This window comes from Neisseria sp. HMSC061B04 (assembly GCF_001836705.1).
Taxonomy (GTDB): Bacteria; Pseudomonadota; Gammaproteobacteria; order Burkholderiales; family Neisseriaceae; genus Neisseria.
This window is the reverse complement of the sequence record NZ_KV830224.1, coordinates 19,024-32,464: the sequence shown is the minus strand read 5'-3', so window position 1 is coordinate 32,464 and position 13,441 is coordinate 19,024. Positions and strand designations below refer to the sequence as shown.

Below are 13,441 nucleotides of genomic sequence, written 5' to 3'. Positions count from 1 at the left end.
TTTTACATTCCTCACATTCCCCTTCCCGACTTTTCCTCCTGACTGCCATGCACCTTCACGACCGTTTTGCAGCGTTTCTTTCCGCCTCTGAAATCATCGAAGCCACTCCGGCCTTGTTAAACGACCAACGCCGCCGTTTTGTTTCTTCGCCGGATATTGTCTTACAGCCGAACTCTGTCGAGAGCGTGCAGAAAATCATGCGTTTCTGTTTTGAAAACCGCATCCGTGTAACCCCACAAGGCGGCAATACCGGATTATGCGGCGCAACGGTAATCACCAAAGGTGTACTGCTAAATCTCTCCAAGCTCAACCGCATCCGCGATATCAACCTTGCCGACAACAGCATGACGGTTGAAGCTGGCGTGATTTTGCAAAATGCTCAAAAGGCGGCAGCCGAAGCCGGACGACTGTTTCCGCTCAGCCTTGCCAGCGAAGGCTCTTGCCAAATCGGCGGCAATATCGCCTGTAATGCCGGCGGTTTGAATGTCTTGCGTTACGGCAGCATGCGTGATTTGGTATTGGGTTTGGAAGTCGTTTTACCCAACGGCGAACTGATTTCCCACCTTCAGCCCCTACACAAAAACACGACCGGCTACGACTTGCGCCATCTTTTTATCGGCAGCGAAGGAACATTAGGCATCATTACCGCCGCCACACTCAAACTCTTTGCCCAGCCCAAAACCAAAGCGACCGCATGGGTAGGCCTAGATGATATTGAATCCGCCGTCTCGCTTTTGACCGCTGTGCAAGGCCATTTTGCCGAACGCTTGACCAGCTTCGAGCTGATCAGCCGCTTTGCCCTTGATTTATCTTCGGAATTCAGCCAACTCAAAAAGCCTGCCGATGCGGAATGGCATATTTTGATCGAACTTGCCGACTCTGTTCCCGACGCAGGTTTGGATGAAAAACTTGCCGAATTTCTCTATCAAAACGGATGGGAAAACAGTATCTTGGCGCAATCCGAGCAAGAGCGCTCCGATTTGTGGACCTTGCGTGAAAATATTTCCGCCTCCCAACGCAAACTCGGCACCAGCATCAAACACGACATCGCCATCCCTATCGCCCAAGTGGCCGCTTTTGTCCGCCAATGCGCGCCTGCCTTGGAAACCCGCTTCCCCGGCATACAAATTGTCTGCTTCGGACATTTAGGCGACGGCAGCCTGCATTACAATACATTCCTGCCCAACGTATTGAGCAACGAAGCCTACCAATACGAAGACGCCGTCAATACCATTGTTTATGAAAACATCCTTGCCTGCCACGGTACGATTGCTGCCGAACATGGCGTAGGCATCATCAAAAAACATTGGCTGCCCCGAGTGCGCACACAGGCCGAACTTGCTCTGATGCATGCCATCAAAAATCAGCTTGACCCTTACGGCATCATGAACCCGGACAAACTCCTGCCTTCTTTGGATTAACCAATACAAAAAGGCCGTCTGAAACATTTCAGACGGCCTTTCATCTTATCCAAACTATTTCAATGCCGTTTTCCAGTCCAATCCGCCCAACGACGGTACCTGTATCACTTCATTGGTATCCAAATTGACCGCTGTCAGCTCTCCGCCCCACAACGCTCCGGTATCCAAAGCAATTACTTGGTCTGTGTTAACGTAGCCCAACGACGACCAATGCCCGAACACGGTAATATAATCCAAATTTTGCCTATCAGGCGCTTTAAACCAAGGGCGCAGGTAAAGTGGCATTTTCTTCAAAGTGGATTTATATTCGTAATCCAATTCGCCTTTGTACGTCAGCGCACGCATACGGGTAAAGACATTGACAATCATCCGCAGGCGCTCGTAGCCGGTCAAATCATCCGTCCACGCAGTCGGCTTGTTGCCGTACATTTTGCCAAAAAATTTCCTGTATTTTTTACCTTGCAATTCAGCCTCGGCTTCACGGGCAAGGCTTTCGGCCTTATCAACCGACCATTGCGGCAAAATACCGGCATGCACCATCACATGCCTGTTGCCGCGCACCAAAAGCGGTTGATGACGCAGCCAGTCCAATAGGGATTGACTCTCGGGATGGGTCAAAATCGGCTCAACCGTATCGCTGCGCTTGAGCGTTCCTTCACCGCAACCGACGGCCAAAAGATGCAAATCATGATTACCCAAAACCATTTGCACACTGCTGTCGTGCTCTTTGGCAAATTTCAGGGTTTCCAATGACTTCGGACCGCGATTGACAATATCGCCGACCAGCCAAAGGGTGTCCGTACCATGATTAAAGCCGATTTTGGCAAGCAGCAAAGTCAGCTCGTCAAAGCAGCCTTGAATGTCTCCGATTGCGTAATGTGCCATTATTATTGTTTTCCGTTGTTATTATTTTCAGACGGCCTCAAGCCCAGCCCAGGCCGTCTGAAACATCAATTATGCGTTTAAAACCAATACTGCTTCCGCTTCAACCTGAACGCCTTTAGGCAGGCTGGCCACGCCAACCGCCGCACGCGCAGGGAAAGGTTGTTCGATAAATTCAGCCATCACTTCATTAAACACGGCAAAGTTGGCCAAATCGGTCAAATAAGCATTGAGTTTGACAATATCGTTCAAAGAACCGCCGGCCGCTTCGGCTACGGCTTGCAGGTTTTTAAATACTTGCACTGCTTCGGCGCGGAAGTCGCCATTACCGACCACAGTCATCGTGGCCGGATCCAAAGGAATCTGTCCGCTCATATAAACCGTATCGCCTGCGCGGACTGCTTGGCTGTATGCGCCAATTGCGGCAGGGGCTTTGTCGGTATGGATAATGGTTTTAGACATGATATTCTCCTCAAGTAGAAATGTCAGAAACAGGTGGAAGCTTCGAATTTTACTTTCAACAGAAATACGTTTCAATAAAAGCATTCAATTAATGCGTTTAGCCCATCTTGTTCTTCCTCGATTTTAAACCTACAATCCCACACATTATTCATTTCAAAGCCGAAATTATTATGTTTTTTGTCTTATCCCCAGCCAAAAACCTCAACGAAAAAGACCCCTCCCCCGTCAGCAGCTTTACCCAGCCCGACCTTCTGCCCGAAGCAGAAATCCTGATGCAGGAGTTGCGTCAGCTTGCCCCTCAACAAATCGCCGAGCTGATGCACGTTTCCGACAAAATCGCCCTGCTCAATGCTGAACGCAATGCCGTATGGCACACGCCGTTTACCCCTGAAAACGCTAAACAGGCCGTATTTATGTTCAACGGCGACGTCTATGAAGGCATCGCCGCCGATACGCTCAAACCGGAACAAATCGACTACCTGCAACAACACGTCCGCCTGCTCTCCGGCTTATACGGCGTACTGCGCCCGCTCGACTTGATGCAGCCCTACCGCTTGGAAATGGGTACGGCCTTTGCCAACTCGCGCGGCAAAAATCTCTACGAATTTTGGGGCGATAAAATTACCGACCTGCTCAACCAAACGCTGAAGCAGGCCGACAGCGACGTTTTAATCAACCTCGCCTCACAAGAATATTTCAAATCCGTCAACACCAAAAAACTCAACGCACGCCTGATTACGCCGATTTTCAAAGACGAGAAAAACGGCAAATACAAAATCATCAGCTTCTACGCCAAACGTGCGCGCGGTTTGATGGTGCGCTACGCGGCAGAACACGGCATTACCGATCCTGAAATGCTCAAAAATTTTGACTACGAAGGCTATTCATTCAATGAAGCAGCTTCAAACGAAGCCGAATGGGTATTCATGCGTGAAAAACAATCTAAATAAAAACAGAATACTAGATATTTTTTCTAAAATACCTCTTGGCAAAGGCCGTAAGTTCCATTAATATTACGGCTTCAAGAACGGAAGCGTGGCAGAGCGGTTTAATGCAACGGTCTTGAAAACCGTCGAGGGTTGATAGCCCTCCGTGAGTTCGAATCTCACCGCTTCCGCCATTCTTGATATTTTTTTATCTAGTGAAAATGAAATGCGAGACTTGATGATTCAAGTCTTTTTTTATTTTCAAATCCAAAGAATACCGTAAAGGCCGTCTGAAACTTTCTATAACGCAGTTTCAGACGGCCTAATACCTTTAAAATTCCCCCAAATCCCTAAAGTCCTACCCAGACATTTAGGAATTTGGGGGATTTTTGCAAAGGTATCCGCTTTTCTGATCTTTGCCGTCAATGGTATCGGCCTACCCATCACCAATACAGAATTTTTGCTCGACAATAGAGGGGCGTTTTCTATGCCGACGCGATCGTGCATTTTGCCTCAAGTCTATGTACTACCGTATCGTTTACAGTAGGATTTGCTGCATATTCTGAGCTGTTGCCACAGCGTACCGCCGTTGCTGTTATCTTGGAGAAGATTGCGGTAAGCAGTGTTTAGATGGAGTGTCATTCGATGATGGTGTGGTGGCAGGACAGGTCTTGAATGTGGTATCGTTCTTCTTGGGTCAGTTGCGTGTCGCTCATGGTAATCTTTCTTATAGGAGAGACCGTATGTTGCTGCATCCAAACTTTTCCGTTATGGAAAGTTTGCCCTTCAAATCTGAATCTGCTGGCCTCTATTTATCATTATTTAATTGCTACAAGGATATTTAAATGAAACGGGAAACCATTGCACTGCATGCAGGCTATCAATCCGAACCGACTACCAAATCCGCTGCTGTCCCCATTTACCAAACCACTTCCTACACTTTCGACAACACGCAACACGGCGCAGACTTGTTCAACCTTGATGTAGCGGGCAATATCTACACCCGTATCATGAATCCGACCACTGCCGTTTTGGAAGAACGCGTTGCCCGTTTGGAAGGAGGTATCGCCGCATTGGCTGTCGCCAGCGGTATGGCGGCAATTACCTATGCCGTTCAAACTTTGGTTGAAGCAGGCGACAACATCATTGCAACCAAAACCCTCTACGGAGGCACATACAATTTCTTTGCCCACAGCCTGCCGCGCCAAGGCATAGAAGTACGCTTTATCGATCCGGCCAAGCCCGAAGAAATCGCCGCCAATACCGACAGCCGCACCAAGCTGGTGTATTGCGAATCTATCGGTAATCCCGCCATCAATGTCGTCGATATTCCAGCATTTGCCCAAGCCGCGCACGCTCAAGGGCTGCCTTTAATGGTAGATAATACCGTCGCTACGCCCACGCTGTTCCGACCCATCGAACACGGCGCCGACATCGTTATCCAATCCCTGACCAAATACATCGGCGGCCACGGCACAACGATTGGCGGTGCCATTATCGACGGCGGTAAATTCCAATGGGCAGGCAATCCGCGTTTTGAAAAAAACTTCAATCAGCCTGATCCGTCTTACCACGGTGTAAACTACTGCGAACATTTTGGTGCGGCGGCCTATATCGCCCGCGCCCGCGTCGTTCCATTGCGTAATACCGGTGCCGCCCTGTCTCCGCACAGCGCATTTTTACTGCTTCAAGGTTTGGAAACCCTCGCCCTGCGTATGGAGCGTCATTGCGAAAATGCCCTAAAAGTAGCCGAATTCTTAAATAAACATCCGCAGGTCGAATGGGTGAACTATCCCGCCCTGCCCGACAGTCCGTATAAAGCCTTGATTGACCGCGACTACGGCGGAAAAGCCTCAGGTTTGCTGAGTTTTGGTATTAAAGGCGGTCGTAAAGCCGGAGCGAAGTTCATTGATGCCCTGCAACTCTTCCTGCGCTTGGTGAATATCGGCGATGCCAAATCGCTGGCTACCCATCCTGCTACAACGACCCACCGTCAGCTTGACGATGCAGAACTCGCCGCAGCGGGCGTCAGTCCCGACATGGTACGTCTGAGCGTGGGTATCGAGCATATCGACGATTTGCTTGCCGACTTGGCGCAGGCATTGGATGCCGCACAGGCATAAGCAATAGCAGCGCTAATTAGATGGAAAAAGTCTCCGCTTAAAAAGGCCGTCTGAAAACTTCTTTTCAGACGGCCTTTTTCCTTTTCTACAAATCAAATGCGGCGTTAATCAAACGTTTGGTGTAATCGTTTTGCGGATGGTGGAAAATCTGATCCGCGCTGCCGTACTCAACCATTTCGCCCTGCTTCATCACAATCACATTATCGCTGACAGCGCGCACGACAGACAAATCATGACTGATGAACATATAAGTCAGGCCGTATTTCTTCTGCAAATCGCGCAAAAGTTCGACCACTTTGGATTGTACGGAGCGGTCAAGCGCAGAGGTTGGCTCGTCCAAAAGGATGAATTTCGGGCGCAGGATAACGGCGCGTGCAATAGCGATACGTTGACGCTGGCCGCCGGAGAATTCGTGCGGATAACGGTTGAGCGCGTCAAGCGGCAGGGACACTTCCTTCATGACTTCCAAAACGCGTAGGATGCGTTCTTTTTTGGTCATTTCAGGATGATGAACCGTCAAACCTTCGCCGATAATTTCACCAACGGTCAGACGCGGGGAAAGCGAACCGAACGGATCTTGGAACACAATTTGCCGTTGCGATTTCAGACGGCGTGCTTCTTCGGCGGTATAGTTTTTCAGGTCTTTGCCTTCAAAGGAAATATTGCCGGTATAAGGCAGCATCTGCATGACGGCTTTGCCCAGCGTGGATTTGCCGGAACCGGACTCGCCGACGACGCCCAATGTTTCACCTTTTTTAATTTTGAGGCTGATGCCTTTGACGGCGTCAAAAGTTTTGAGCGGTTTGCCGAAAAAGTTTTGCTTCAATACGAAAGAAACATGGACATTATCGGCTTCGATTAACACACCGGCATTGTTTTCTTCCGGCTCTTTCATGCCTTTGGGAATGGCATTGATGAGTTCGGCAGTATATTCGTGTTTCGGATGGGCAAATACTTCTTTGATTTTGCCGCGCTCGACAATTTCGCCGTTGCGCATGACGCAGACGGTTTTGGAATAGTGTTCCGCCAAACCCAAATCGTGGGTAATGAAGATAATCGCCATGCCCATTTGCTGTTGCAAGTCGTGGAGCAAATCGAGAATCTCGGCTTGAATGGTTACATCCAAAGCGGTGGTCGGCTCGTCGGCAATCAGCAGGTCGGGTTCATTGATGAGCGCCATAGCAATCATGATGCGTTGCAGCTGACCGCCGGAAAACTCGTGCGGATACTGCTTCATGCGGCGTTTGGCTTCTTTGATGCCAACCCGTTGCAACAATGCCAATGCTTTTTGTCCTGCCTCTTTTTTGCCGAGCTTTTTATTGTGTACCCGCGCCGCTTCAATCAGCTGCGTACCGATACGCATAAACGGATTGAGGGAAGTCATCGGCTCTTGGAAAATCACGCTGATGCGGTTGCCGCGCAAATCGCGTAAGGTTTTCTCATCGGCGTCCAAAATGGAAATGCCGTCAAACGTAATACGCGAATCTTTGCTGTATCGGGCAAATTTTTCAGGCAGCAGACGCATGATGGACATGGACGTTACCGACTTGCCCGAACCGGATTCGCCAACCAAAGCCAATGTTTCGCCCTCTGCCACTTTAAAGCTGACATTACGCACGGCGTGCACGGTTTTCTCATGCAGTTCGAAATTGATGTCCAGATTTTCTACAACCAGTAACTGTTTTGTCATTTTGATTATCCTTTTGGTTGTGGTTTAGCGGTCTTTCGGATCAAGCGCATCGCGCAGGCCGTCGCCGATAAAGTTGAAACAGAACAAAGTGGTTACCAGGAAGAAACTCGGTACGAGCAGCTGCCATGGTGCGGCTTCCATCGAAATCGCGCCTTCTTGCAGCATCGAACCCCAACTGGTCATAGGCTCTTGCACACCCAAGCCCAAGAAGCTCAAGAAGGATTCAAACATAATCATGCCCGGTACCAACAATGAGGCATACACCATCACCACGCCCAAAACATTCGGAATAATGTGGCGCGTTACGATTTTACGTTTTGCCACGCCGCTCACACGCGCCGCTTCGACAAACTCTTTATGCTTCAAGCTCAAGGTTTGACCGCGCACGATACGCGCCACGTCCAACCAAGACACCAAACCCACGGCGGCAAAAATCAAAAGCAGGTTGCGACCGAAGAATGTAGTCAGCAGAATCACGAAAAACATAAATGGAAACGCGTTCAAAATTTCCAAAAAGCGCATCATCAGCGAATCGAGCTTACCGCCGATAAAGCCGGCAATCGCGCCGTAAAGCGTACCGATGACAACGGCCACCAATGCGCCGGCCACACCGACCAGCAAGGAAATACGTCCGCCGGTTGCCGCGCGCGACAGCAAATCGCGGCCGAGCAAATCTGTACCCAGATAGTGATGGGTAGAAAAGGACGGCGGAATCTGCATATTGTCCCAGTCGGTGAAGTCGTAGGTGTAGCGGACAATCCATGGCGCCACAATCACAAAAATGCTGATCAGCAACAGGATGATAATGCTGTACACCGCCGCTTTGTTTTGTTTAAACCGCCGCCATGCGTCGCTCCACAGGCTTTTGCCGTGTACTTGGGCGTATTCTGCTGCCTCTGCGAGGGCCTGAGTCTGCTTCTTTTTGAATAACATAATGTTCTCTCTCGCTTTTTATTCTTTCTTCAGGCCGTCTGAACGTTTCAGACGGCCTTTGCGCAAATGGGATTAATAACGGATTTTCGGGTCAATAATGGCATACAGAATATCGAGGATGGCGTTGAACAAAATGGTCATAATGCCGACCAAAATCGTCAAACCCAAAATCATGCCGTAGTCGCGGTTGAGCGCGCCGTTGACAAACAATTGTCCGACGCCGGGAATACCGAACACGTTTTCAATCACAATGGAGCCGGTAATGATGCCGACAAATGCCGGACCTAAGAAAGAAACAATCGGCAGCATGGCGGGACGCAGCGCATGGCGCAGAATGATGCGGCTCATGGGCAGGCCTTTGGCGCGTGCCGTGCGGATAAAGGGACTGTTCAACACTTCAATCATCGCGCCGCGCGTAATCCGCGCGATACTGGACACATAACCAATGGACAAAGTAACAACGGGCAAAATCAAGTTCATCAGTGCACCATCGTTCCAGCCGCCCGCAGGCAGCCATTGCAGTCTGACGGCAAACACCAGCACCAATACCGGCGCCATCACAAAACTGGGAACGACGATACCGGTCATCGCGCCGCTCATCAGCGAATAATCCAGCCAGCTGTTTTGTTTTAAGGCGGCGATAATGCCGATAAACATGCCGAAGATGGCGGCGATTAAAAAGGCGTAGAAGCCAAGTTCTGCCGATACCGGCAGGGATTGGGCAAGCAACTCATTAACGCTGAAATCTTTATATTTGAACGACGGCCCCAAATCCCCCTGCGCCAACTGCTTGAGGTAGTGGAAATATTGGAGGTACATCGGATCATTGAGGTGATATTTCGCTTCGATGTTGGCCATGACCGCAGGCGGCAAATTGCGTTCGCCCGTGAACGGGCTGCCCGGTGCGAGCCGCATCAGAAAAAACGATACGGTAATCAACACCAGCATGGTCGGGATGGAAGCACATATCCGTTTGATGATGAATTTCAACATAATCAGGCTGTCCTGTCTGAACATACCGGACTCGTGAAAACAAAGCTGACCTGAAGCGGAAATCGAATGAATGGCAGCAGGCATCTGTAACGTCGCCGCGCCGGTTTCTCTCTCTATTCCGACCGGGTTATTGTTTTTATTCGGAGTCGGGTAAGGTTTTTTTAGTTTTTAGATAATTGTTGTTATAAGGCCGTCTGAAACTTTGTATCCGCCGTTTCAGACGGCCTTTCACGTTAACGCGCCAAAGGTTCGGTGCGTTCAATCAGCCATGCTTTAGCCGCGCCTTCTGTCAAAGGCTCAAGACGGCGGCGCACTTCGGCGTGATATTGATTCAGCCATTCGATTTCGCTGCCGGTCATCAGTTTGGTATCGATCAGGCGCGTATCGATTGGGCAGAGGGTAACGGTTTCAAAATACAGGAATTTACCGAACTCGGTTTCCTCAGGGTTTTCAACCGGACGGTTGATTACCAGGCTTTCGATACGGATACCCCATTTGCCCGGACGGTAAAGACCCGGTTCGTTGGAAGTCAGCATGCCTGACTTCATCGCGTGATGCGGTTGCGGTACGGCGGCAACGGCAATGCTTTGCGGGCCTTCATGCACATTGAGGAAATAGCCCACGCCATGACCTGTACCGTGACCGTAATCGCATTGCGCCTGCCAGAGCGATTTGCGGCAGATGGCATCAATCATCGGGCCTTTGATGTTTTCAGGGAAAATGGTTTCCGCCAGAGAAATATGCGCCTTCAACACCAAAGTGTAATCGCGCTTCATGGCCGCACTTGGATTGCCGACGGGAACCACGCGCGTGATGTCGGTCGTACCGCCCCAGTATTGGCCGCCGGAGTCAATCAGCAGCATACCGTCGCCTTTGATTTTGCTGTTGTTTTCCGGTGTCGCGCTGTAATGAGGCAAGGCGGCATTGGCATTGTAGCCGGCGATGGTGTCGAAACTTGGCGAAATAAAGCCGGGACGTTGGCTGCGGTGTTTGTAGAGCATGCCGTCGATGTCCAGCTCGCTCAATTCGCCGCCGTCTGCCAAAATTTGTTCAAACTCGGCAAAGAAGCCGCACAATGCCGCGCCGTCTTCCGCCATGGTATTGCGGATATGGGCGATGTCGGCATCGGATTTGACTGATTTGAAGAATGTGCTTGGGTGGATGGCTTCAATCAAACGAACGTCTTCAGGCAGGCGGCGCAAAGTACCGACAGCAGTTTTGTTCGGATCAATCAGCAATGCGCCCTTAACGCCTGCCAAATAGTCCGCCGCTTGCGCATAAGGCAATACTTCAAAACCTGCCGCTTTTAAAGCTTCGGCAGATTCGGCTTTCAGACGGCCTGCATCGGTAAACAATACGGCTTTGTCTTGGCTGATAAACAAATGGGACAAGAACACGGGGTTGAACGGCACATCATCGCCACGCAGATTGGTAATCCAGGCGATGTCGTCCAAAGAAGAAACCAAATGCGCCTCTGCGCCCTGCTCTTTCATGGCCGCACGAATACGGGCCAGTTTTTCGGCCGCCGTTTCGGAAACATAGTCGGGATGGTGAACGTAGATTTCCGGAGTCGGCAATGCAGGACGGTCGTCCCACACTTCGTCCAACAAGGTTTCAGGATATTCGAGGCGGATGTTTTTGGCGGCAAGTGCCTGTTTCAAACCGCGCTCGCCGCTGAGTGCGAACATATCGGCAGGCGCGCCGACGACTGCGCCCTCGGGCAGATTTTGTGCCAACCACTCGGTATAAGGCGCATCAACGCCCATTTTTTGCAGCTCGATGCCGTTTGGCGCAAGCTGTTGGCCTGCCTGTTCCCAATAGCGGCTATCCGTCCACACGCCTACTTTATCGGCGGTTACCACCAAAGTACCGGCCGAACCGGTAAAGCCGGAAAAATCGCGACGTGCCTGCCAATGCTCGGGCAGGTATTCGGAAAGGTGCGGATCGGCGGAAGGAATGACAAACGCGTCCACGCCATGTTTTTTCATGGCTTCGCGTAAAGCGGACAAACGTTGTTGTACAGATTTCATGTGTTATGTCTCCTGTTGTTTCAGACGGCCTCTGTCATCAATGCCGTCTGAAAACTTGTACTGTCTATAATCAATCTATTTTTTCGGTGCGAACGACCAGCTCTTGACCGTATAGTTCCGCAAAGGGTCTTTGTCGGAATAGCCGATAATATCGGGTTTGACCATACGCACTTCAACCTGATGATACAGCGGAATCAGTGCAGCGTCTTCTTGAAGCTGCTTCTCCGCATCGGCATAAAGCTGGCTGCGCGCTTCCTTGCTGACACCATCTTTCAGCGTATTGTTCATAAATGTGTCAAACGCCGCGCTTTTGTAGCGGAATGCATTGTTTGAGTTGTTGGATTTCAAGATATTGAGCATACCCGCCGGATCGTTGAAATCGGAACACCAGCCGCTGAACGAAACCTTGAAATTGCCTTGCGCGCGCGTATCCAAATAAGTTTTCCATTCCTCGTTGGACAAAGTCGGACGGATAAACGGAATGGCGGCCTTCCACACCGACTGCACGGCAGTAATTTGTTTTTTAGACGCTTCGCTGGTGCTGTACAAAATATCGAACTCAAGCGGATGGTCATCGTTGTAGCCTGCTTCGTTCAACAGTTTGCGTGCGGTTTCGATGCGTTTTTCAGGCGTCCACTCTTTCCACTCTGGATAAACAGGAATCACGCCCTGCATTTGCGGCGGCGTCAATTGGAACGCAGGCGTATCGCCACGGCCGCCCACTTTGACGACGATGTCGCGGCGCGTCAGCATATTGAGCGCCTTGCGGACGCGCGGATCATTAAACGGCGCCGCTTCGTGGTTCGGCTCCAAATACCAGCTACACAAAGAAGTTGTACGTTTCACTTGTCCCGGAAACTCAATATCCGCCACTTTGACCTGGTCACTGGGAATACCGTAAGTTACATCAATTTCATTGGCGCGATAACGGTTGTACTCGCCGCTGCCTGACAAGAAAACCGCCTTCGGAATGGCTACTTTGTCTTTATCGTAATAATTGGGATTGCGTTCCATATTGATGTGGCTGTTGACTTTCCAATCCTTTAACAGATAAGCGCCACTGGAAACATAATGACCGGGCTGCGTCCACTTGTTGCCGTATTTTTCAACAGTGGCGCGGTGAACCGGAAAAGTGAATTGCTGAATCAGCATATCAGGGAAATAAGGTACAGGCGCAATCAACGTAAATTGCAGGGTCTTCGCGTCCAATGCCTTGACGCCCAATGTCTCAGGCTTGGCTTTGCCGTTTAATATATCTTCCGCATTTTCCACTTGGGCATCGACCAAATAGCTGCCGAAAGGTGCGCCGGTGGCCGGATCGGCAAGACGGCGGAAGCTGTACACGAAATCTTCGGCAGTAATCGGATCGCCATTACTCCATTTGGCATCACGCAGATGGAAGGTCCAAACACGCTCGCCCTCGCTCTCCCATTTTTCCGCCAAAGCAGGAATGGTTTTGCCTTCGGCATCCGTACCGACCAAACCATCCATCAACTGACGGATAATCGCACCGGCCGCCATATCACCGCTCATCTGAGGATCCAGCGTACCCGGCTCGACGCCGTTGCTGACTACCACGCGCTCATAATCGGTACGCTTAAACTCAGGAGCAGGCTTGACATCGCGGCTGCACGCTGACAATGCGAATACGGCAGTCAATGATGTAGCCAACAGCGGATAGGTTTTTCCGGCCATATTTCATTCCTTCTTTTGGGTATTCTTCTCTTTCAGACGGCCTGATTATTCAAACTACACTTAACTACATTTATTTAGAAGTTTTCCAGCATAGTTAAATCGTCTATTTCAAGTCATGAAAATAGTGTTTCAAACCACATATTCCAACGAAATAATAGTAAGCCGTCCAAGATTGTTGGCAAATTAACACAAAAATACGTAACTGAAAACTATTTTTCAATTTATCCTACGATAAGTTACAAATGTATTGATTTTTTATGTTTTGTCAAATAAGATTATCCGAACT

The 13,441-nt window shown here is 50.0% G+C and carries 10 protein-coding genes, 1 tRNA gene and 1 pseudogene; 4 read left to right on the top strand and 8 right to left on the bottom strand.

What is annotated here, in order from left to right; all coding sequences use genetic code 11:
• Positions 1-47 precede the first annotated feature (47 nt).
• A complete protein-coding gene (locus HMPREF2661_RS09230) occupies positions 48-1,421 on the top strand; it encodes an FAD-binding oxidoreductase (protein ID WP_070823487.1) in 1,374 nt (457 codons plus the stop codon).
• A gap of 54 nt (positions 1,422-1,475) precedes the next feature.
• Here HMPREF2661_RS09230 and HMPREF2661_RS09225 read toward each other — a convergent pair whose 3' ends face one another.
• A complete protein-coding gene (locus tag HMPREF2661_RS09225; RefSeq protein WP_003746004.1) occupies positions 1,476-2,306 on the bottom strand; it encodes a symmetrical bis(5'-nucleosyl)-tetraphosphatase in 831 nt (276 codons plus the stop codon).
• 69 nt (positions 2,307-2,375) lie between these two features.
• On the bottom strand, positions 2,376-2,765 hold the full coding sequence (locus HMPREF2661_RS09220; protein ID WP_003746001.1) for a RidA family protein: 390 nt from the start codon (positions 2,763-2,765) through the stop codon (positions 2,376-2,378).
• A gap of 170 nt (positions 2,766-2,935) precedes the next feature.
• Between HMPREF2661_RS09220 and yaaA the strand changes: the two genes are divergently transcribed.
• Entirely contained in the window at positions 2,936-3,715 is a 780-nt protein-coding gene (yaaA, locus tag HMPREF2661_RS09215) for a peroxide stress protein YaaA (RefSeq protein ID WP_070823585.1), read from the top strand.
• Positions 3,716-3,794: 79 nt separating this feature from the next.
• A tRNA-Ser gene (locus HMPREF2661_RS09210) sits at positions 3,795-3,885 on the top strand.
• A 245-nt stretch (positions 3,886-4,130) separates the two neighbouring features.
• On the opposite strand, the pseudogene HMPREF2661_RS11810 reads toward HMPREF2661_RS09210, so the two are convergent.
• Positions 4,131-4,342: pseudogene (locus tag HMPREF2661_RS11810) on the bottom strand (IS30 family transposase); the annotation flags it as partial.
• 194 nt (positions 4,343-4,536) lie between these two features.
• Between HMPREF2661_RS11810 and HMPREF2661_RS09205 the strand changes: the two are divergent.
• A complete protein-coding gene (locus HMPREF2661_RS09205) occupies positions 4,537-5,814 on the top strand; it encodes an O-acetylhomoserine aminocarboxypropyltransferase/cysteine synthase family protein (protein WP_070823486.1) in 1,278 nt (425 codons plus the stop codon).
• Positions 5,815-5,899: 85 nt separating this feature from the next.
• On the opposite strand, the gene HMPREF2661_RS09200 is transcribed toward HMPREF2661_RS09205, so the two are convergent.
• From HMPREF2661_RS09200 to HMPREF2661_RS09180, 5 genes are all read right to left on the bottom strand, one after another.
• Positions 5,900-7,504: an ABC transporter ATP-binding protein gene (locus HMPREF2661_RS09200; RefSeq protein WP_049323495.1), complete on the bottom strand. Its 1,605-nt coding sequence runs from the start codon at positions 7,502-7,504 to the stop codon at positions 5,900-5,902.
• A gap of 24 nt (positions 7,505-7,528) precedes the next feature.
• The gene (oppC, locus tag HMPREF2661_RS09195) at positions 7,529-8,437 is read right to left on the bottom strand and encodes an oligopeptide ABC transporter permease OppC (RefSeq protein WP_003683112.1); all 909 of its coding nucleotides are present in this window, start codon (positions 8,435-8,437) and stop codon (positions 7,529-7,531) included.
• A 72-nt stretch (positions 8,438-8,509) separates the two neighbouring features.
• Positions 8,510-9,430 (bottom strand): oligopeptide ABC transporter permease OppB, encoded by a 921-nt coding sequence (gene oppB / locus HMPREF2661_RS09190; protein WP_036472303.1) that lies wholly within the window; start codon positions 9,428-9,430, stop codon positions 8,510-8,512.
• 233 nt (positions 9,431-9,663) lie between these two features.
• Positions 9,664-11,460, bottom strand: coding sequence for an aminopeptidase P family protein (locus tag HMPREF2661_RS09185; RefSeq protein ID WP_070823483.1), 1,797 nt, complete (start codon positions 11,458-11,460; stop codon positions 9,664-9,666).
• Positions 11,461-11,535: 75 nt separating this feature from the next.
• Positions 11,536-13,155 (bottom strand): ABC transporter substrate-binding protein, encoded by a 1,620-nt coding sequence (locus tag HMPREF2661_RS09180; RefSeq protein ID WP_070823478.1) that lies wholly within the window; start codon positions 13,153-13,155, stop codon positions 11,536-11,538.
• Positions 13,156-13,441: the final 286 nt, after the last annotated feature.

Bases quoted from the DNA above. Each gene is read 5' to 3' on its own strand.
- HMPREF2661_RS09205 (WP_070823486.1), top strand. From the start codon at position 4,537: ATGAAACGGGAAACCATTGCACTGCATGCAGGCTATCAATCCGAACCG.
- oppC (WP_003683112.1), bottom strand. From the start codon at position 8,437: ATGTTATTCAAAAAGAAGCAGACTCAGGCCCTCGCAGAGGCAGCAGAA.
- HMPREF2661_RS09185 (WP_070823483.1), bottom strand. From the start codon at position 11,460: ATGAAATCTGTACAACAACGTTTGTCCGCTTTACGCGAAGCCATGAAA.
- oppB (WP_036472303.1), bottom strand. From the start codon at position 9,430: ATGTTGAAATTCATCATCAAACGGATATGTGCTTCCATCCCGACCATG.
- HMPREF2661_RS09220 (WP_003746001.1), bottom strand. From the start codon at position 2,765: ATGTCTAAAACCATTATCCATACCGACAAAGCCCCTGCCGCAATTGGC.
- HMPREF2661_RS09200 (WP_049323495.1), bottom strand. From the start codon at position 7,504: ATGACAAAACAGTTACTGGTTGTAGAAAATCTGGACATCAATTTCGAA.
- yaaA (WP_070823585.1), top strand. From the start codon at position 2,936: ATGTTTTTTGTCTTATCCCCAGCCAAAAACCTCAACGAAAAAGACCCC.
- HMPREF2661_RS09225 (WP_003746004.1), bottom strand. From the start codon at position 2,306: ATGGCACATTACGCAATCGGAGACATTCAAGGCTGCTTTGACGAGCTG.
- HMPREF2661_RS09230 (WP_070823487.1), top strand. From the start codon at position 48: ATGCACCTTCACGACCGTTTTGCAGCGTTTCTTTCCGCCTCTGAAATC.
- HMPREF2661_RS09180 (WP_070823478.1), bottom strand. From the start codon at position 13,155: ATGGCCGGAAAAACCTATCCGCTGTTGGCTACATCATTGACTGCCGTA.